The sequence below is a fragment of the Actinoalloteichus sp. GBA129-24 genome, assembly GCF_001941645.1.
In the GTDB taxonomy this organism is placed as follows: Bacteria; Actinomycetota; Actinomycetes; order Mycobacteriales; family Pseudonocardiaceae; genus Actinoalloteichus_A; species Actinoalloteichus_A fjordicus.
The window spans coordinates 5,628,434-5,646,692 of record NZ_CP016077.1 but is presented as its reverse complement, the minus strand read 5'-3'; the positions used below and the strand labels follow the sequence as shown (position 1 = coordinate 5,646,692).

The 18,259-nt window shown below is 71.1% G+C and carries 19 protein-coding genes; 13 read left to right on the top strand and 6 right to left on the bottom strand.

The window, feature by feature from the left end:
* Window positions 1–13: 13 nt before the first annotated feature.
* Window positions 14–1,102, bottom strand: a complete 1,089-nt coding sequence (locus tag UA75_RS24150) for an ABC transporter ATP-binding protein (RefSeq protein WP_075742218.1) — start codon at window positions 1,100–1,102, stop codon at window positions 14–16.
* Window positions 1,103–1,472: 370 nt separating this feature from the next.
* Here UA75_RS24150 and UA75_RS24145 point away from each other — a divergent pair, with 370 nt between their 5' ends.
* Window positions 1,473–2,585, top strand: coding sequence for a Ppx/GppA phosphatase family protein (locus tag UA75_RS24145; RefSeq protein WP_075742217.1), 1,113 nt, complete (start codon window positions 1,473–1,475; stop codon window positions 2,583–2,585).
* A 671-nt stretch (window positions 2,586–3,256) separates the two neighbouring features.
* Here UA75_RS24145 and UA75_RS33410 read toward each other — a convergent pair.
* Both UA75_RS33410 and UA75_RS24140 read right to left on the bottom strand, forming a co-directional pair.
* Entirely contained in the window at window positions 3,257–3,436 is a 180-nt protein-coding gene (locus tag UA75_RS33410; protein WP_157434408.1) for a hypothetical protein, read from the bottom strand.
* 96 nt (window positions 3,437–3,532) lie between these two features.
* Window positions 3,533–3,766, bottom strand: a complete 234-nt coding sequence (locus tag UA75_RS24140; protein ID WP_075742216.1) for a hypothetical protein — start codon at window positions 3,764–3,766, stop codon at window positions 3,533–3,535.
* A 311-nt stretch (window positions 3,767–4,077) separates the two neighbouring features.
* Between UA75_RS24140 and UA75_RS24135 the strand changes: the two genes are divergently transcribed.
* The 7 genes from UA75_RS24135 to UA75_RS24105 all read left to right on the top strand — a co-directional run bounded on the left by UA75_RS24135 (window position 4,078) and on the right by UA75_RS24105 (window position 9,234).
* The gene (locus UA75_RS24135; protein ID WP_075742215.1) at window positions 4,078–4,902 is read left to right on the top strand and encodes a DUF1206 domain-containing protein; all 825 of its coding nucleotides are present in this window, start codon (window positions 4,078–4,080) and stop codon (window positions 4,900–4,902) included.
* A gap of 134 nt (window positions 4,903–5,036) precedes the next feature.
* A complete protein-coding gene (locus UA75_RS24130; RefSeq protein WP_198042844.1) occupies window positions 5,037–5,717 on the top strand; it encodes a hypothetical protein in 681 nt (226 codons plus the stop codon).
* A 197-nt stretch (window positions 5,718–5,914) separates the two neighbouring features.
* A complete protein-coding gene (locus UA75_RS32170) occupies window positions 5,915–6,733 on the top strand; it encodes a hypothetical protein (protein ID WP_083683541.1) in 819 nt (272 codons plus the stop codon).
* 285 nt (window positions 6,734–7,018) lie between these two features.
* The gene (locus UA75_RS24120) at window positions 7,019–7,852 is read left to right on the top strand and encodes an Asp/Glu racemase (protein WP_198042843.1); all 834 of its coding nucleotides are present in this window, start codon (window positions 7,019–7,021) and stop codon (window positions 7,850–7,852) included.
* Window positions 7,853–8,096: 244 nt separating this feature from the next.
* Window positions 8,097–8,519, top strand: a complete 423-nt coding sequence (locus tag UA75_RS24115; RefSeq protein WP_075742214.1) for a phage holin family protein — start codon at window positions 8,097–8,099, stop codon at window positions 8,517–8,519.
* Window positions 8,516–8,950, top strand: coding sequence for a DUF3618 domain-containing protein (locus tag UA75_RS24110; protein ID WP_075742213.1), 435 nt, complete (start codon window positions 8,516–8,518; stop codon window positions 8,948–8,950). The genes UA75_RS24115 and UA75_RS24110 overlap by 4 nt, the downstream gene beginning before the upstream one ends.
* Window positions 8,947–9,234, top strand: a complete 288-nt coding sequence (locus UA75_RS24105) for a DUF4235 domain-containing protein (protein ID WP_075742212.1) — start codon at window positions 8,947–8,949, stop codon at window positions 9,232–9,234. The genes UA75_RS24110 and UA75_RS24105 overlap by 4 nt, the downstream gene beginning before the upstream one ends.
* Window positions 9,235–9,544: 310 nt before the next feature.
* On the opposite strand, the gene UA75_RS24100 is transcribed toward UA75_RS24105, so the two are convergent.
* Both UA75_RS24100 and UA75_RS24095 read right to left on the bottom strand, forming a co-directional pair.
* On the bottom strand, window positions 9,545–10,804 hold the full coding sequence (locus tag UA75_RS24100; RefSeq protein ID WP_157434407.1) for an AI-2E family transporter: 1,260 nt from the start codon (window positions 10,802–10,804) through the stop codon (window positions 9,545–9,547).
* Between the two features lie 237 nt (window positions 10,805–11,041).
* On the bottom strand, window positions 11,042–11,614 hold the full coding sequence (locus UA75_RS24095) for a type 1 glutamine amidotransferase domain-containing protein (protein ID WP_232237389.1): 573 nt from the start codon (window positions 11,612–11,614) through the stop codon (window positions 11,042–11,044).
* A 342-nt stretch (window positions 11,615–11,956) separates the two neighbouring features.
* On the opposite strand from UA75_RS24095, the gene UA75_RS24090 reads away from it, so the two are divergent.
* Both UA75_RS24090 and UA75_RS24085 read left to right on the top strand, forming a co-directional pair.
* Window positions 11,957–12,874, top strand: a complete 918-nt coding sequence (locus tag UA75_RS24090) for a 1-phosphofructokinase family hexose kinase (protein ID WP_232237388.1) — start codon at window positions 11,957–11,959, stop codon at window positions 12,872–12,874.
* 36 nt (window positions 12,875–12,910) lie between these two features.
* Window positions 12,911–13,738, top strand: coding sequence for a 5'/3'-nucleotidase SurE (locus UA75_RS24085; RefSeq protein WP_075742210.1), 828 nt, complete (start codon window positions 12,911–12,913; stop codon window positions 13,736–13,738).
* 210 nt (window positions 13,739–13,948) lie between these two features.
* Here UA75_RS24085 and UA75_RS24080 read toward each other — a convergent pair whose 3' ends face one another.
* Entirely contained in the window at window positions 13,949–14,578 is a 630-nt protein-coding gene (locus tag UA75_RS24080; RefSeq protein WP_075742209.1) for an SRPBCC family protein, read from the bottom strand.
* Between the two features lie 701 nt (window positions 14,579–15,279).
* Here UA75_RS24080 and UA75_RS24075 point away from each other — a divergent pair.
* The 3 genes from UA75_RS24075 to UA75_RS24065 are packed head-to-tail and all read left to right on the top strand — an operon-like array spanning window position 15,280 to window position 18,204.
* Complete coding sequence (locus tag UA75_RS24075; RefSeq protein ID WP_083683538.1) at window positions 15,280–16,782, top strand: aldehyde dehydrogenase family protein; 1,503 nt, start codon at window positions 15,280–15,282, stop codon at window positions 16,780–16,782.
* Entirely contained in the window at window positions 16,775–17,437 is a 663-nt protein-coding gene (locus UA75_RS24070; RefSeq protein WP_075742208.1) for a hypothetical protein, read from the top strand. Before UA75_RS24075 ends, UA75_RS24070 begins: the two co-directional genes overlap by 8 nt.
* Before the next feature lie 11 nt (window positions 17,438–17,448).
* Window positions 17,449–18,204: a DUF488 family protein gene (locus UA75_RS24065; RefSeq protein WP_232237387.1), complete on the top strand. Its 756-nt coding sequence runs from the start codon at window positions 17,449–17,451 to the stop codon at window positions 18,202–18,204.
* Window positions 18,205–18,259 lie beyond the last annotated feature (55 nt).

Here is an 18,259-nt window from a genome sequence, read left to right as displayed (position 1 = left end):
CGCCGGTGTGGTGTTACTTGGTGGTGATGCGGTGTCCGGTGGTGGGGTGGAAGAGGTGGGTGTGGTCGGGGGTGGTGAGGGTGGCGGTGACTTGTTGTCCGATGGTGGGTGGGGTGCGGGAGTCGACGCGGACGATGAAGCGTTCGGGGGTGTCGGCGGTGGTGGTGCCGTAGACGTAGGCGTCGGCGCCGAGTTCTTCGACGAGGTCGACGGTGAGGGTGATGCCGGGTTCGGTGGTGGTGAGGTGGAGGTTTTCGGGGCGGATGCCGATGGTGACGGTGTCGGTGTCGAGGGTGGTGCGGGTGGTGGTGGTGAGGGGGATGGTGAGGCCGTCGAGGTGGGCGCCGTCGGGGTGGAGTGTGGCGGTTTTGAGGTTCATGGCGGGGGAGCCCATGAAGCCGGCGACGAAGGCGTTGGCGGGGGCGTCGTAGAGGGTGCGGGGGGTGTCGCATTGTTGGAGGAGGCCGTCTTTGAGGACGGCGACGCGGTGGCCCATGGTCATGGCTTCGACCTGGTCGTGGGTGACGTAGATGGTGGTGGTGTCGAGGCGTTGTTGGAGGGCGGCGATGTTGGCGCGGGTTTCGACGCGGAGTTTGGCGTCGAGGTTGGAGAGGGGTTCGTCCATGAGGAAGACGGAGGGTTCGCGGACGATGGCGCGTCCCATGGCGACGCGTTGGCGTTGTCCGCCGGAGAGGGCTTTGGGTTTGCGGTCGAGGTAGGGGGTGAGGTCGAGCATGCGGGCGGCTTCGTCGACCTTGGCTTTGATCTGGTCTTTGGGGATGCGGCGGAGTTTGAGGGCGAAGCCCATGTTCTCGGCGACGGTCATGTGGGGGTAGAGGGCGTAGGACTGGAAGACCATGGCGATGTCGCGGCCTTTGGGTGGGGTGTGGGTGACGTCGCGGCCGCCGATCTGGATGGCGCCTTCGTCGATGTCCTCCAGGCCGGCGAGCATGCGCAGGGCGGTGGACTTGCCGGAGCCGGAGGGGCCGACCAGGACGAGGAACTCGCCGTCGGCGACCTCGAGGTCGAGCTGGTCCACGGCCTTGACCGGGGGCGTTCCCGCGAACACCCGAGAAGCACCCCTGTAAGCCACATCGGCCATCGCGATTCTCCCTTAGTCGGCACACGCCCGCGCGTGGCCCTGCTGGCAGGCCGGGCGACGCCGGAGAGATTCCTGCGCAGACCCGCCCTTGGGTTAGAAAGCGCTTACGACCGTAGGAGTGCGATCCGTCACTGTCAATGAGGGATGGCCGCACCAGGCCATCGTTAGTTCGGCGGTCAACGGAATGGGAGGCCCGTCCAGGGTGCGGACGGACCGGGCAGACTCACGGTGATCGACTGCACCGGACCGGCACGCCGCGCGTGTGAAAATTACTCACTGTAGCGAATATGGCGATAATTGGCTACCTTGGGTAATCGAACTGGAGGAGTGTGTTGACCACGATGACCTATGACCCCGCTGCCGGGGCACGATGAAGATCGCCGTGCTCGACGTCGGCTCGGTAGCGGCGAAGTTGGAGATGCTCGAGTGCAGCCCCGGTGTGCCGCCCGCGATGACCAGGATCGTCCGCGTCAGCACGCGCCTCGCCGAATCCACCACGCGGGACGGTGAGATCCTTCCCGAGGGTCTGGATCGCGTCGCCGAGGCGGTGCGCCGCTGTGTGCTCGCGGCACGCGAGCTCCGGGTCACCGCGCTGCTCGCCTATGCCACCTCGGCCGTGCGCGACGCGCTGAACCAGGAGGCGGCGAGCAGGCGGATCCGCGAACTGAGCGGCGTCGAACTCGCCTTCCTGCGTCCCGAGGACGAGGCGCGGCTGTCGTACTTCGCCGCCCATCGATGGTTCGGCTGGTCCTGCGAACAGCTCACGCTGATCGACATCGGCGGCGGCACGATGGAGCTGGCGCTCGGCGAGAACGAGGAGCCGAGCCTCGCCGCCTCGCTGCCGCTGGGCGCGGCGCGGCTCACCAGGGAGTTCCTTGCCGACTCGCCGTCGGCGCCGCAGACGGAACTGCTGACGGCCCATGTCCGCGAGGTGCTCGAACGTGCCTTGCGGGGCCCGCGCCGCAGGCTGACGGGACAGACCCGGTTCGTCGGAGCGTCCAAGATCCTCACTCAGCTCAACCGGCTCGCCGCGGGAGCGGGACACGACCGGGAGCCGCGACCGCTGCTGCGTGCCGATCTGCGCCGCTGGATTCCGCCGCTCGCCCGGCTGGACCCCAAGCATCGCGCCGTCCTGCCCGGCGTCTCGTCGTCACGTGCGGCGCAGATCCTGGCGGGAGCGGTGGTGGCCGAGACGGCGATGGAGCTGTTGGACAGCGACCGCCTCGACATCTGCCCCTGGGGTCTGCGGGACGCCATCCTGCTGCGGCTCGCCGACGCCCATCGCCTGGTTCCCGACCTGGTGGAGCAGTGGACGAAGGAGGACGAACTCGCGAGGGTGCTCGGGGTCCGCCTTCCCGTGGTCTCGCCGACCGTCGTCGGCGGCCCTCGGGAGTCGATGGAGGCCACCGGTTCGATGACGACGGTCTCCGTTCGGCAGGCGTCGGAGCATGCGGGTCGCGTGACCGAGAAACGCTCGTACTGACCTCGCCTCGGCGGCACCGGCTGCGGTGTTCGACCGGCCGAACGCCGTGGGTCGCGCGGCCTCGTCACTCATGCTCGGTCTGCGTCGGTGCTGGTCGACTGCCGCATCCCCGGTTGGACGGGCAGGCTGGCGGCGGGAATCCCACGGCTGCGGCCCGTCGGGGCATGCCGTGTCGGGATTGCCGTGGCGGGGTGGGCGCGGCCGGGAGTTCCGGTCAGCCGGTCGCCGAGGCCGCGTGCGCGGGCGAGGCCACGATCGACGCGAGCGGTTCGGTCGTCCTGCGCGGCCGTCGGTCAGGCGATCGACCCAGCGTCGTGACCGAGGCGCAGCGCCGTCCCGCCGGAGCCCGGGAGGATTCCTGGCCGCACCGGACGCTCAGCTGGCGCAACGATCGATCCGGGACACCGGATCAGCCCTTCGGACACGTCTCTCTGCCACGAGCCTCCCGCCCGCCCAGGGCGAATTCGCTTGCGAGCGGTGTGGCGGCGTCCCGCACAGCAGGCCTGCGCCTCGAGCCACCCGGCTCCTCGCGTGGTCCGTCCGGCCATTCCGGAGTGCCGCACGCGGCCGATGCAAGAAGGTCGGCGGACGACCTCGCTCCGGAGTCCGGTACCCGCAGAACGGGTCGGCACTCGAGAACAGCCGCCGCGTGGACCGCGCGCGGTCGGACCTCAGTCGAGGCCTCGGTACACGGTGGGCAGGTCGGCGCGTTGAATCTCGTCGTCGTCGGTCGGAAAACTCGTCTCCCCGCCTTCGGCGGAATCCGGGGAGGACCGACCTCCTCGGCCTGCTCCGCCGCCTTCAGCGGTGGGACGAGGCTGCGGAACTCCCTGCGAGGCATGTCCGAACATCGCGATCCCCTTCTGGTGGCACTCGCGACCTGCCTTGTCACGGTCGCCAAGGTCACCTGGTCGCGATTCTTCGCCGATTACCCCGTCATCGCCCGCTCAATCTCGGGTTGCGATGAGCACGCTCTCGACCTCGTTGACGACTCGAGGCTCGAGGACAGTGGACGCCGCAGACCCGCGATAGCCCAGGTCGTGCAGCACCTGGAGGACCTGGGAAGGGCACAGGCCGAGCCGCTCGGCGACGCAGTAGGCACGCTCTCCGCTCAGCCGGTCCGCGTCTTGACGGAGTTCGTCGGCGGACCGGGATCGAGCCTGCGAGTGGCGATCGGCCATCGCTGCCTCCTGACGGAATCGCGGCTGGATACCAGGACTGCATCGTCGCTCTTTCCAGACTGCATCGGTCGAGTGAGAAATCGCCACCGCCAGCTGGCTTCTCCGCCGATGTGATGACCCCCGTCCCTGAGCGTCACGCACCGTGTTCACGTACGGGGGCTCGTGCCTGGCGGGCGGCTGGTCCCCGGCCAGACACGGGGTAATTGGCGGCGAATCCGCCGGGGCCTGCGGCGCGCTGCGCGTCATCTTGCACTCTTTCGGGTAAATCGCTCCGTGACGGCGCGACAGAGCGTGCTGACGGAGGAGGACCCATGATCGGCTCCAACACGCCTGCCAAGGCGGCGGATCGGGCTCGGCGCAACACGGCGTTACAGCTCTTCGGCCGGATCGGCTCGGTCTGTCACGGGATCGTGCACCTGGTGATCGCCTGGCTGGCGGTCCAGGTGGCAGTCGGCGGCAATGACGATCAGGCGGATCAGGACGGCGCCGTCCAGGTCATCGTGGCCGGGCCCTTCGGTCGGGTGCTGGTCGGGGCGCTGGCCGTCGGGCTGATCGCCTTCGGTCTCTGGCAGCTGTCGTCCTCGGCGACGGGCTTTCGCTGGGCGGCCGGTTCGACAGAGCGCACCAGGCGCCGGATCGCCGCGGCGGGTCGCGGCGTGGCGGGACTGGCGTTGGCGGGCGTGGCGATCCGGGCACTGCTCGGCAGCGGCCAGTCCGGTGACCAGTCTCAGCAGGAACTCACCGAGGGACTGCTCGCCCTGCCCGCCGGCCAGATCCTGGTCGCCGTGCTGGCGGCGATCGTGCTGGCCGTCGGCGTGGCATCCGTCGCCAACGGCGTCACTCGCCGATTCCTTGCCGAACTCGACATCGGCCCACTCCCTCAGGGCAGCGCCCGGTGGGTTCGACGGGTGGGAACGCTCGGCCACGTCGCCAAGGGCGTCGCGGTAGGCGTGGTCGGCTTCCTCATCGGCCTCGCGGCACTCACTCGTGACCCGGAACAGGCGGGCGGCCTGGATGCGGCCCTGCGCACGCTGGCGAGCAGCCCGTTCGGGGCGACACTGCTCCTCGCGGTCGCCGCAGGCTTCGCCGCCTACGGCGTCTTCGCCGTCGTCCAGGCCCGCTGCCTGCGCAGCTGACGCCGGCTGGGCCGATCGGTGGCATCCGGCCCGCCGTTCGGCCCAATCGATCTCGCAGGACGTTTCAGCGCGATCGGGTTCGGGGACCAGACCGCGAGTCGAGAGACCTTCATCCCGATACCTAGGAGGCCGGTGTGACAACCGTGCTGACCGTCGCCGCCGTCGTCATCGCGATCCTGGTCGCCGTCATGGTGGGATTCGTGATCCGCGAAAAGCTCCGGCGAGATCGACTTCGTCGCCGATTCGGCCCCGAATACGAGCGGGAACTGTCGGAATCCCATGATCATCGTGCCGTCGAGCGCGAGCTGACCGATCGGGAACGGCGACACGCCGGATTGGAAATCCACCCGGTGCCCGCCGAGGTACGACACCGCTATGCGACCCGCTGGACCGAGGTACAGGGCCGTTTCGTCGACTTTCCCGGACCGACCGTCATGGATGCGGATCGATTGGTCACGAGCCTGATGGCCGAGCGGGGTTATCCGACGGAGGACTACCGGCAGCAGCTGGCGGACCTCTCCGTCGAACATGCCAAGAATCTTGATCACTATCGCGAGGCGCACCGCGTGATGGAACGCAGCGTCGCGGGCGAGGCGTCCACCGAGGATCTACGGCTCGCAATGCGGCACTATCGCGTGCTCTTCGAGGATCTCCTCGGCCCCGAGCCCGACCAGCGGGCCGCCGGTGCCGTCGACGGCGATGCGACCGGGGCTCGGTCGCCGGGAGCGGAATCGCCCGCGTCCGGCGGACGTCCAGCTCGCGCGGGCGCGGCACCTCGGCTGAATGGCACGCCGAACGCCGCGACCAGGCCGTGAGTTCTCAGAGCCTGTCTTTAATCCCCGCTTTCCTGTTGCGCGGGGCCAGCGCGGCGATCTGCGGCGTTGTCGTCAGTCGACATAACTCCGTTATGCCTCTTTCCTCCGCCTGGCAGCTCATCCACGCTGATCCCCGCTCACGACTGAGGGGGATCAAAGACAGGCTCTCACGGCCCCACCCGAATCGAACGGAGCTCATGATGCGCCGAATCCATGACAGGGAATCGCAGCCCGGGTCGACGAACGGGAGTACAGCTTCGTCGCCGGTCGGCCAGGACGGCGCCGACGGCTCCGCGTCGGCCGCCCCGATTCCGGACGAGAGTCGCATCGCGGCGAATCCGACCGGGACGCCTGCGGCCGAGGCGTCGACGGAGAAGTGGATCGAGGAGCCCAGGCCGCCTGGCCTGGGGCGCAGGCCCGTACGCGGCGGGAAGCCCGTCGTGGACTCCACCTCGCTGATCGGCGGCCCGGTCGGCGGCCCGGCGGCCCACGCAGGCCCGCCGGATCGGCTCGACGACGTGGCGGCCGAGATCCGGCAGCCCGGCGGCCCGCCGCAGCACGCTTCCGGCCGGGATGCGGACTCGCCGCACTCTGCACCGCAGGCTGTGCCGACGCACCGGCCGACCGGCGAACCGGACGCGGCCGCAGGCCTGCGGGGAACCGGCTCGGACACCGCGCGGCCCGGCGGTGTGGCCGACTCGTCGGTGCGGGGGAACGAACCGGCCGACACGGCAGACGTGGACGGTGCGGTGCCGCTGTTCGACCACGAGGAGGAACGACGTCGACATGCCCAGTGGCAGGACCTCCAGGTCTCCTTCGTCGACGATCCGCGGCGCGCCGTCGGCGATGCCGACGCCCTGCTGGCCGAGGTGCAGCGCTCGCTGAGCAACGCCGTCGACGAGCAGCGTCGCGAGCTGCGGTCCCGGTGGCAGCATGACGGCGAGGTGCCCACCGAGGACCTCCGGCTGACGTTGCGGCGTTATCGCTCGGTCGTTCATCAGCTCCTGCAACACTGACTCGTCGCCGGAGCCGGGCGCCCCGGCGGCCTCGAAGCCCTCTCGCCGCCGGACCCGCGCCGAGCCGGTCCGAGGCTGCCGCCCTGGCCTGGCCGAAGCCCGGCCGGGCCAGGGCTCCGAGCCCCTGGGCGCGGTGGGCGGGCTGACCGGCCACGAGAGGCGCCAGGCATGCGCGGAGCAGCCACGTGCGCTGCCCGCCGTTCTTGTCACCAGCCCGTCACATCGGCTCAAACGCCGGGCAACAGCACCGGGTCACCCTGACGGCACGGCCGAAGGGGGAGTCCCATGACGAGCAGCCTCATCACACCGGTCCCTGACCCGGCAGAACTCCTGATCTCCGGCGCGCTGGTCGACGCGCCGCCTGCGCACTCCGGGTTCCCCACCGACCTCGCCCTCGGCCCCGGGGTCGGCGTGGTGGCGCCCTTCGACTTCGCCCTGGACCGCGAGCTGTGGCGGTGGGTGCCTGACGAGATCTCGCTGTATCTGACTCGACTGCCGTTCACGCCGCTGCCGATGACCGTCGAGCTGGCCTCGGTCCTCGCCGAGCCCGACGCGGTGGTCCGGGCGACTCGCGATGTGCTGGTTCCCGAGCCGTCGGCGGTCACCTACGCCTGCACCTCCGGCAGTTTCGTGGCGGGCTCGGCAGGCGAGCGCAGGCTGCGGGCGGCCATGGTCGCAGCGGGGGCGCCCGTCGCCACCACCTCCTCCGGCGCGCTGATCGAGGCACTCGGCCTGCTCGGGATTCGACGGGTGGCGTTGGCGACGCCCTACGTCTGCGGCGTCACCGACCGGCTGCGCGAGTTCCTCGGCGAGCATCGCGTCGACGTGGTCGCCGAGCGGAGCCTCGGCCTCATCGATCGGATCTGGCAGGTCTCCTTCTCCGAGGTCGTGCGAGCGGTGCAGGCGGTGGACACCCCCGATGCCGAGGCTGTCTTCGTGAGCTGCACGAATGTCCGGACCTATGAGCTGATCGCCCCGCTGGAGGCCGCGCTCGGCAAGCCGGTCCTCACCGCCAATCAGGTCACGATGTGGGCGACCCTGCGCGCGATCGGCGTCGCGGCGCGCGGCCGGGGGCAGGCTCTCCTCGATCGCACCGCCGAGCCGTTGCCCGCCTGCTGAGCCGGTCGAGCCGTCCCGGGGCGGGCCGCCTGCCGCCGACCCGAGCCGTCCGCACCCGCCTCACCCGAAGCGCCGTCGGCGCCTGCTCGACCTCGCACCCCGTCCCAGGCCCGAGACCCTGTCCTGCCGTCACCGGCGGTGGTCGACCGTCGCGCTTTCGGGCGTGCCCCGCCCGGTTTCCCCGGAGGGTTGCTCGACACACGAGTGGGGTAGCCGAGTCGGGAGCCAACGAAAGGCGGCGATCATGAATCCTGATACGAAGCAGGGCTACGCACGACATCATGACGATCGTTCGACGGCGGAGCTCATGGGGGATCTCTCGACCCAGCTCTCCCGGCTCGTCCGCGAGGAGATGCAGTCCGCCACGGCCGAGCTGCGGAGCAAGGGCAGGCGGCTGGGTGCAGGCGCCGGGCTCTTCGGCGCGGCGGGCGTGCTCGCCCTGTACGGCGGCGGCGTGCTCATCGCCACGCTGATCATGCTTCTCGCCCTGGTCCTGACGCCCTGGATCGCGGCGCTCGTCGTGGGCGTCGTGCTGCTGGCGGCGGCAGGTCTGTGCGCGGCGATAGGGCGAGGTCAGACCCGTCGGGCGACTCCGCCGGTCCCGGAACAGACGATGGCGAGCGTCCGCGACGACCTTCAGACGATCAAGGAAGGGACGCACCGATGAGCAGTCAGCAACGGCGGCCGGACTACGGCAGGCCGCTCGACGAGCGTACCTATTCGGCGTCGGGGGAGGTCCCCTCGACACAGGCCCGGCCGGACGGCCCGAGTGATCCGGGAGATCTCCGGCTGGACATCGAGCTGACGCGTGAGGAGCTGGGCGACACGGTGGAGGCACTGGCCCAGAAGTTCGACGTGTCCAACCGGCTCAAGGGCGAGTTCCACGGTCGCACGGATGCGATGCGTGCCTCCGCGACGCATCTCGGGGAGCAGGCCGACGAATGGGCAGGCCGAGTGTCCGAGAAGCTTCCGCCCTCGATGGCCCGCAGGTTCGACCAGGCGGTGAGCTCGGTGCGGGAGCATCCGGGGCCCGCAGCGGCGGCCACGCTGGTGGCGATGCTGATGCTGCGCCGGGTGACGAGGCGGCGGAAGCGATGATCGGCCGACTGCTCTACCGGCCGCTGGGAACGCTGCTCGGCATGCTCGGCGGATTGGCGGCGAGCACGATCTTCCATCGGATCTGGCAACGGTCGACCGGCCACCAGGACGCTCCCGAGGCGACGATGGAGGAGTACGGCTGGCGGGAGGTCCTGGCAGCCGCCGCACTGCACGGAGCGGTGTTCGGCGTGGTCAAGGCGGCGGTGGATCGTGGTGGGGCGGCGGGATACCGCCGAGTCACCGGAACCTGGCCTGGCAAGGCCCGCCGGACGGCGCAGCGTTGAGCCGTCGAGGCCGCCGAACCATCGAGGCCGCCGAGCCGCCCAGGCCGCTGAGGCGCTGAGCCGCTCCATCGACACCATGGCCGATCCCCCAGGGCGGGGGCGTCGCGTCCGACGACCACACCGGTCGAGCGCGATGTACTCCCGCCCTTTCTCATGCCCTCGACGTCTCGTCATAGCCTCGGCACGTTGACGTCGTCCGGCGCCGCGTTCCCTTCGAACAGCTGGGGTCGAGCACCGGACGGCGGCGACGGGGTCGGAAGCAGCGGAAGCGCACGGCAGGGGCCGGGCGCGAAAGCCGCCCGGATCACGCTCAGGTGGGTGAGGACTCCGGTTCGTCCTCGCCGCCGGTCGAGCCGCGATCCCCGGCCCTGCCCGCCGAGGTCCTCGCGTCGCGCGCCGAGGACTCCCCGTCCGGATCTCCCTCGTGATCGGCGGGATCGTCATCGCGTCTGCCGCGTCGCTGCCAGGTTCGGACCATCGCCCGCAGCGAGGTCAGCAGCGGAACGGCGAGCAGTCCGCCGATGATGCCCGCCTGCGACAGACCGATGGTCAGCGTCAGTGCCACGGCCAGCGGATGCAGTCGCATCGTCCGCCCCATGATCCAGGGATGCAGCACGTTGCCCTCGATCTGCTGGACCAGCAGCACGATGCCGAGCACGAGTAGCGCGGCCACCAGCCCTTCGGAGGCCAGCGCGACCAGGATCGCCGCGCCGCCGGAGGCCAGCGCGCCGATGAGTGGGATGAACGCCCCGAAGAACACCAGCGCGGTCAACGGCAGGGCCAGCGGGATTCCGAGGATGAGGAGTCCGAGCCCGATGCCGACCGCGTCGATGACGGCCACGATGGCGGTCGCCCGGATGTAGTCGGTCAACGACCGGAAGGCGTTCTGGCCTGCCTGGTCGGCCAGCGCGCGGCGACGCCTCGGGACGGCGCGCAGCATGAAGCGCCAGATGATCGGCCCGTCGCGCAGCAAGAAGACCAGGATGAACACCACCAGCACCAGGCCGGTGACGAATCCCCCGACGCTGGTGACCGTGGTCAAGGCGCCGGAGAAGACTCGTTGCTGATTGTTCTGCAGTGCCGTGCCGAGTTCGCTGATCGCGTTGTCGATCTGAGCGGACTCTAAAGCGAGCGGTCCGTCGGTGAGCCAAACCCTGATCGAGTCCAGGCCTTGGATCAGACTGGACTGGAGGTCCGCCAGACCGCCGACGAAGGTGGCGACGATGACCGTCAACGCCGTGCCGAGGACGGCCACGCCGCTGACCATGACGATCGCGGTGGCGGGTCCTCTGGCCATTCCTCGTCGGTGCAGCACTGCCATGGCGGGTTCGAGCAGCGCCGCGAGCAGCAGCGCGATCGCCAGTGGGATCAACACGATGCTGATCCGGGTGACCACCACGCCCAGCACGTAGAGGGCGGCCACTAGGACCAGGAGTCGCCAGCCTCCTGCCGCGCTCACACGGAGCCAGCGGGGGAGGGAGCGCGTCGCGTCGGCGTCGGGATCAGTACGTCGATCGGCGATGGTCATCACCCTGTCAAGGTCTACCCGATTTCCGAGCGGAACGGGCATGTGTGAACAGTGGACTACGAGCCGACCTGCCTGCGCCGACGGCAGACCGATGCCCTCGCCTGTTCCATCGTGCCCGCATCACCGGAGATCCGCTTGACGATTGACTCGGTCCCGACGACCCGGCCCTGGCCCGCCAGGCGGCCCGGTCTGCCGAATCCGGGCCCGACCCGGCGGGCCGGACGTCCTGATCTCGACGCGGTCCAGCCGCCGAGCGGACGTCCGCGAGGCGGATCGGCGTCAGATGCCGACGTTCTGCGCGGAGTCGGCTGCCTTGGCGAACTCGGCCACCAGCGTCGAGCAGAAGACGGGCAGATCGTGGGGGTTGCGGCTGGTGATGAGCCGCTGATCGACGACGACCTCCTCGTCCACCCACGTCGCGCCCGCGTTGCGCAGGTCGGTCTGCAGACTCGGCCACGAGGTCAGGGTGCGGCCCCGGACGGCATCCGCCTCGATGAGAGTCCACGGCGCGTGGCAGATCGCCGCGATCGGCCTGCCCTCCTCGACGAACGCACGGACGAAGGCCACGGCCTGCACGTCGGTGCGCAGGAAGTCGGGATTGGCCACGCCGCCGGGCAGCACCAGGGCGTCGTAGCGGTGCGCGTCGACCTCGCTCACGACGCGGTCCACCGGAAAGCGGTCGGCCTTGTCGAGATGGTGGAAGCCCTGGATCTCGCCCTTCGCGGTCGACACCAGCTCGGGCGTGCCGCCTGCGGCACGAACCGCTTCCCACGGCTTGGTCAGCTCGACCTGTTCGACGCCTTCCGGCGCGACCAGGAATGCCACGGTCTGATTCGTGAGTCGCTCGGCCACGGGTTCTCCTCTGTTCGACTCGTGTCGTGTTCTGGCGCGTGCTCTGCTCCGGCCCGGTCGGTCCGGGCCGTACGGGGTGGCGTACCCGGCTGCACGGCATCTCACTCGGCTGAGCCTCGGCCTGCCGCTGTTTGACTGATCGTCACGACGGGTACCTCGTCGCGGTCCGACCTTTCGCAAGGGCAGGGAGAGGAGGCGACGCATGCGGAACCCAGCGATGAGCACCTCCCGCACGCTCGACGTCTCCTGGCCCGACTCCGTTCCGGTGCATCGACCCGGCAGGTGCGCGGTCCGCCGAGCGTCCTCGACTGCGCGCCGCTGCGACCACGAGGGCGGCCGACGGTGACGGATCACGTGATGGTGTTCGCCCCCTCGCCTCAGCTCACGGTGACCGTGGAGGACCGAGGCGACGAGCCGGATCTGCATCTGCACGCGGGAGGCCAGGGCGTCTGGCAGGCGAGGATGATCGCCTCGCTCGGCGTCCGGGTCGTGCTGTGCGCGGCGCTCGGTGGGGAGACCGGCGCCGTGCTGCGCCATCTGATCGTCGAGGACGGTCTGGAGTTGAAGCCGGTCGATGTCAGCACCCGCAACGGCGGCTATGTGCATGATCGGCGGGGCGGCGTGCGCAGCGAGATCGTGGACGCTCCCGGTGAGCCCCTGTCCCGGCATGAGCTGGACGATCTCTACGAGCTGGCCTTGGTGCACGGACTGGACGCTCGGCTGTCGGTGTTGAGCGGTCCGGCGCGACTCGGCATCATTCCGGCGGACACCTACCGCAGGTTGGCCGCCGATGTGACCGGCAACGGCGGGCTGGTGCTCGTCGACCTGGCGGGGGAGCAGCTCGACGCGGCCCTGGCGGGCGGCGTGTCGGTGGTGAAGATCAGCCACGAGGAGCTGATCGCGGACGGCAGAAGCCGCGACGACGACCGGGACTCGCTGATCAAGGCCGCCAGGGAGCTGAGAGCGGCCGGACCGGGTGCCGTGCTCGTCTCGCGGGCCGCCGAGCCTGCGTTGGCCCTCCTGGACGACGTCGTCTACGAAGTGCATCTTCCGGTGCTGCAGGCTGCCGAGACGCGGGGCACCGGCGACTCGATGGCGGCGGGAGTCGCCGCGGCGCTGGTGCGCGGCGAGTCGTTGATGGAGGCGGTGCGGCTCGGTGCGGCGGCAGGCGCGGTGAACGTCGTCCGGCGCGGGCTCGGCACGGGCCGGGACGAGAGCATCGAGGTGTTGGCGGCGAAGGTGGAACTGCGGGAGATCTGAGGCAGCCCACTGCGGGCGCAGGACGGAGCGGAACAGGTGCGCGTGCTGATCACGAACGACGACGGTGTCGAGTCACCGGGTCTGCACGCCCTTGCGGCGGCGGCGTTGGAGCAGGGCTGGGACGTCCTGGTGGCGGCGCCCGCGCACGAGTCCAGCGGCAGCAGCGCCGCGATCACCTCGGTCCAGCACGACGGCCGGGTGGTGGCGGACCCGCGGCGGCTGCCGGGGCTCGCGGGCGCCCAGTGCTACGCCGTGCAGGCCGCGCCCGCCTTCATCGCCTTCGCCGCCTCGCGCGGCGCGTTCGGCGCGGCCCCCGACCTCGTCCTCTCCGGCATCAACCTCGGCGCGAACGTCGGCCGGTCGGTGCTGCACTCCGGCACCTTGGGCGCCGCCATCACCGGAGCGATGCAGGGCGCGCGGGCACTCGCGGTGTCCTTGGACGCGGTCGCGCTCGACGCTGCGACGACGCGGGTCTCCGGCGAGATGTGGCGTGCCGCCGCGATCGGCGCCGGACTCGCGCTGCCGCCCCTGCTGGCGGCGCCGCGCGGCACGGTGTTCAACGTCAACCTGCCTCCGACGGAGCGGCCCGCCGTCATGCTGCACCGCGCCACGCTGGCCCGGTTCGGTGCGGTGCAGGGCCACGTCGACGCACTGACCGACGGACGGCTGCGCGTGACCACGACCCGGATGGAGGCCGAGGGCGGCGACGGTTCGGACGCGAGCCTGCTGGCCGACGGCCTGGCGACCATCACCGAGGTGACCTGGATCAGGGAGGCCGACACCGCACGGCTTCCCGAGCGCGTCGGCCCGGCCGCTGCCGAGGCGGATACGGCGGCCGTGTCGTCCGAGACGGGCCCGGTCTGAGGCCGCCTGGGCCTTCCTGCCTGTCTGCGGTCGCCGGTGCACCGGTCCCGACGCCGTCGGGAGCGAAACCGTGGGCTCGGCCTGCGCGGCCCGCCGTCCCGGCTCGGCTCCGCGCCAGGCCGCCACGCCGGTCGCCGACCCTCCGTCGTCGACAGGCAGGCTGCTCGCTTCTGCGGCAGACGCCCGCCTCCCGGAGCACCGGGCCCGCCTTTAGAAGCGCGGACGGTTCCTGGGATCGGTGTAAGGCGGCGTCGGGCCCATCGGCGTGCCGGGGGTGCCCGGTGCCGCATCGGCCGGGTTGTCGTACAAGGAGGTCTCCGCCTGCGCAGGCCGGGCGGCGGGCACGTCTGCCTCGGTGGGCCAGACGGGTTCCGGTTCGGTCTCGTCGAACTGAGCGCTGCGGTTCACCGGTCCCCGCTCGGCCCGTTCGGCGAGCCGGTGGGCGGACTCGGCGAGGGCGGCAGCCACCCAGTTGTCGACCACGCCGAGATAGTGCGTGACCTGCTGGCCGACGGAGCGGGGACGCCAGGCCACGCGCACCCGTACCTGGCAGTTCTCCTCGTCGATCGGCTCGAAGGTCACGATGCCTGCGTGCTCCGGCGTGTCGTCGCCGGACCGCCACCGCAGTTCGCGGGCGGGCCTGCCGCCGAGCTTCTCGATCTCCCACTCGGTGTGCTCTCCACTGCCGATCGCGAGCCGCCACGTGCTTCGGCTCCCGCCGTCGGAGACGACCTCCGTGACGTCGGGAAGCAGTTCGGCCAGCCGTTGCGGCCTGGCCCACCAGCGGTAGGCGGTTGCTGCGGACACGGGAACGTCCGTCGACCTGTCGATGACGGCCACCTGCTGCTCCTCTGTCGGCGGGGCCCGGCATGGAGTGCGGTCCTGTCTCCTGGCACGCGCGCCATGCCTCGGCGTGATGGTGTCCGGTCTGTGAGCCTGTCCTTGATCCCTGCTCTCCTGTTGCGCGGGGCCTGCGTGGCCACCAGCGGCGTTGTCGTCGGTCACCATAACTCCGTCATGGCTTCCTCCTGTCGCCGTGCAGCTCATCCACGCTGATCCCCGCTCACGACGGGGCGGGACCGAAGACAGACTCTGAGCAGTGCCTGGCGACGCTTCCCTCCGGTGGTGATACCCGAGATCTCCTCACACTGCACCTGTGGTCGTCCGGGGCGGCTGTCGGGCCGAGAGTTCCTCGGGTCGGATCGCCTTCGCTCGCTCTCCGACGAACGGCAGGAGTCGTCCGACGGCGTGGCCTGCCCGGCCCGGTCGACGACGCACGCACGCCGCCTCGCGCTCGGGCGACCGGGGCATGGCCACTCTGCCGGGGGGTTTCCGCCCTACTGATCACGCACCGCCGGTCGCGGGCCAGGTCGCCGTCCGCCGCAGGTCGCCGCGTCAAGACGACTCCGGCGCCCCTCGCACGTCGCGGGGGCGGTCTCCGCGTCGTCGGCCGGCGCGGCCACGCCCGGCGTGCCGCGCTCTCGTCGAGGTGTACCGCGCTCGCCTGCGGGTATTCGGGGACCTCGACAGCAGGAGGCGCGATGCTCGACGGGTTGTCCGGCTCATTGATCACGACGACAAGACCGGTGCTGCTCGAACAGGCGGCGCGGGAACATCTGCGAGTCCACAGCCCGGTCGACGGAGCGCTGGTCGGTCTGCTCCCCGTCGCCGACGAACCTGAGATCACGCATGCCGTGCGCACCGCCAGGTCGGCCCTCGCCGCCTGGTCCCGAACCTCGGCCGCCGATCGGGGGCGCCGACTCCGCACCGCGGCGGCGGCGGTGCGTGCCTCGGTGGACGAACTCGCCGCGCTGCACAACGCCGAGACCGGCCGTCCGGTGTCCGAGGCCAGAGCGGGAGCGCTTGCGGGCGCCGACGTCCTGGAACAGTACGCGGAACTCGGCCCGGTCCATCGGGGCCGAAGTCTCCTCGGCAGGGATGCCGCCGTCGACCTGACGGTGCCGCAGCCCCGTGGCGTCGTGGTCGTGCTGACCTCGTGGCACGACCCGGTCGGCGTGTCCTGCGGGCTGCTCGGCGCCGCGCTGGTCACCGGCAACACCGTGGTGTTCAAACCAAGCGAGCGGGCGCCGCACGTCGGTCGGTTCCTGACCGAGACGCTGTCCTCGGTGCTGCCTGCGGGCGTGCTCATGATGATCTCCGGCGACGATCGCACCGGTGCCCGACTCGCGGCCGACCCGGGCGTCGACCTGATCGCCCACCTGGGCTGTTCCGAGGCGGGCCGCAGCATCGCCCGGTCGGCGGCGCGGACGGGCGCCGCGGTGCTGCTGGAGAACGGCGGCAACGACGCGTTGATCGTCGATGCGGGCGTCGACGTGGCCTGGGCTGCGGAACAGGCGGCGGTGGGCGCGTTCAGCGAGACCGGCCAGCGGCGTGGCTCCATCGAGCGGATCTACGTGCACCGGGCACTGGCGGATCAGTTCCAGCATCGCCTGGCCGCGCAGGCTGCCCGGCGGGTCGCACGGCCCGCTCTGCCTGGCGACGTCGAACTGGGTCCGCTGGTGGACCGGCGACGGCGCGACCAGGTGCACGCACAGGTCAGCGAGGCGATCGGCCGGGGAGCCTGGGCGCTGGCGGGCGGCCGGGTGCCGCGCGGGCCGGGGGCCTTCTACCCGGCGACGGTCCTCACCGGCTGCGTTCCCGACATGCGGGTGATGCGGGAGGAGACGTTCGGTCCGGTCGCGGCGATCCGGATCGTCGAGGACTTCGACCAGGCGCTCGCCGAGGCGGCCGAGGATCGCTACGGCCGGGCCGCCACCGTGCTCACCGCGTCGATGCGTCGCGCGCAGCGTGCCTGGCAGGAACTGCCGGTCGGCACCGTGCGGGTGAACTCGTTGGCGGGCGAGGTCGGGCGCGGTGCGGTGCGACATCGAGGAGGCTGCGACACCGGATTCCACTTCGGCCCCGAGCTGTTGGACGAGATGACTGTGGTGAAGGTGGTGCATCTGGGCCTCGCGGTTCCAGGTGGCCGTCGGAACAGAGGTCCTGACCAGGTGTACGGCGGCGAGGAGGAAGTCGATGCGTGACTTTGGGAGCGAGACCGTTCGATCCGGTGGCCCGCTCGTCGTCGAGCACGGCCCGCCGGGTGGTCCCGCCGTGCTGGTCCTGGACCCCGCAGGGGAGGCCAACCATGGCGGCCTGCCGGGCACCTGGCGCTCGCTGGCCGAACGGGTGCGCGTGATGTGGTGCAGGCTTCCCGCCACCGAGGCGGGCGTGGAGTCCAACGCGGAGCTGCTGGACGAGCTCGCCGAGTACGGCATGCCCGCCTACCTGGTCGCGAGCGGCACCGCGACGCAGGACGCCCTGCTCCTCGGTGCCGTGAAGTGGCGACTGGTCCGAGCCGTGCTCCTGATCGAGCCCGACCAGGAGGCGGCGGACCTCGACTCGCCGGTCCCGGAGGGCGCCGTCGACCGGCTCGTGCGGGAACTCGCCGCGCGAGGCGTCCCCACCCGGATCATCCGACGGGATCCGGCCCACTCCGGAGACGCGGTGGGCGCGCCGCTGCCGCTGGGACATCCCGAGGTGGTCGACCAGATCATCACCACGATGGCCGAACTGGAGTCGGCGGCGAGTGAGCTGGGCGGTCCGGGCGAACGACCGGCGCTGACGCCGCAGGACTGGAGTCGGATGCGGAGCGGCCTGGCCGACGAGCTGCGCCGGGTCCGCCGACGGCGACGTTAGCGGCCCCCTCGATGATGCGGGCAGGCGAGCAGGCCGACAGGACCGGCATGGTCGGGTGGCGATCCGGAGTCCGGGTCCGACCCGGCCCAAAGCCGACCGCCTCGGCCGAGGCGGTCGGCAGTTCCGGCCCGGCCCGCTCGGCCGAACCGCAGCCGACGCCCGCGCACCGGGGACGGCCCGACGCCGCCACGGCCGCCGACCATCCCGCCGTCCCGCCGCCGGACGGACGCCCCGGCCTGGTCACCGTCGGACACGGCACCCTCGATCGCACCGAGCTGGCAGGTCTACTCCACGGAGCGGCGGTACGGGCGCTGGTCGACGTGCGCACGGTCCCCGGCAGCCGCCGCAACCCGGACACCGCCCGCGACGTCATGGGCGAATGGCTGTCTGCCGAGGGCATCTCCTATCGCTGGGACCAGCGGCTCGGCGGCTTCCGGCGACTGGCCGACCACTCGCCGGACACGTTCTGGCGTAACACGAGCTTCCGGGCCTACGCGGGACACACCCGCACCCCGGAGTTCCTCACGGCGATGGCCGAGCTGCTCGAGGAGGTCCGGCAGCGCACGGACGGGCGGGTGAGCGTGCTCTGCGGCGAGACGGTCTGGTGGCGCTGCCACCGCCGCATCATCGCCGACTACGCCTGGCTCGTCGCGGGCATTCCCGCCTGGCATCTGATGCACGACGGCAGGCTCGTCGAACACCCGCCGACACCGGGGGCCCGCGTCCAGTCCGACGGACTGCTGGTCTACGACGCCGACCCTGGGTGATGCGGCCCGACTGCCCATCGCGACGGTTCTGGGGACCGCGCGGTCGGTCGCGCGC

Excerpts from the sequence above, each read along its gene's own strand:
- UA75_RS24065 (WP_232237387.1), top strand. The coding sequence starts at position 17,449 with ATGATGCGGGCAGGCGAGCAGGCCGACAGGACCGGCATGGTCGGGTGG.
- UA75_RS24070 (WP_075742208.1), top strand. The coding sequence starts at position 16,775 with ATGCGTGACTTTGGGAGCGAGACCGTTCGATCCGGTGGCCCGCTCGTC.
- UA75_RS24150 (WP_075742218.1), bottom strand. The coding sequence starts at position 1,102 with ATGGCCGATGTGGCTTACAGGGGTGCTTCTCGGGTGTTCGCGGGAACG.
- UA75_RS24135 (WP_075742215.1), top strand. The coding sequence starts at position 4,078 with ATGATCGGCTCCAACACGCCTGCCAAGGCGGCGGATCGGGCTCGGCGC.
- UA75_RS32170 (WP_083683541.1), top strand. The coding sequence starts at position 5,915 with ATGATGCGCCGAATCCATGACAGGGAATCGCAGCCCGGGTCGACGAAC.
- UA75_RS24140 (WP_075742216.1), bottom strand. The coding sequence starts at position 3,766 with ATGGCCGATCGCCACTCGCAGGCTCGATCCCGGTCCGCCGACGAACTC.
- UA75_RS24100 (WP_157434407.1), bottom strand. The coding sequence starts at position 10,804 with ATGCCCGTTCCGCTCGGAAATCGGGTAGACCTTGACAGGGTGATGACC.
- UA75_RS24145 (WP_075742217.1), top strand. The coding sequence starts at position 1,473 with ATGAAGATCGCCGTGCTCGACGTCGGCTCGGTAGCGGCGAAGTTGGAG.
- UA75_RS24075 (WP_083683538.1), top strand. The coding sequence starts at position 15,280 with ATGCTCGACGGGTTGTCCGGCTCATTGATCACGACGACAAGACCGGTG.
- UA75_RS24120 (WP_198042843.1), top strand. The coding sequence starts at position 7,019 with ATGACGAGCAGCCTCATCACACCGGTCCCTGACCCGGCAGAACTCCTG.
- UA75_RS24105 (WP_075742212.1), top strand. The coding sequence starts at position 8,947 with ATGATCGGCCGACTGCTCTACCGGCCGCTGGGAACGCTGCTCGGCATG.
- UA75_RS24110 (WP_075742213.1), top strand. The coding sequence starts at position 8,516 with ATGAGCAGTCAGCAACGGCGGCCGGACTACGGCAGGCCGCTCGACGAG.
- UA75_RS33410 (WP_157434408.1), bottom strand. The coding sequence starts at position 3,436 with ATGTTCGGACATGCCTCGCAGGGAGTTCCGCAGCCTCGTCCCACCGCT.
- UA75_RS24115 (WP_075742214.1), top strand. The coding sequence starts at position 8,097 with ATGAATCCTGATACGAAGCAGGGCTACGCACGACATCATGACGATCGT.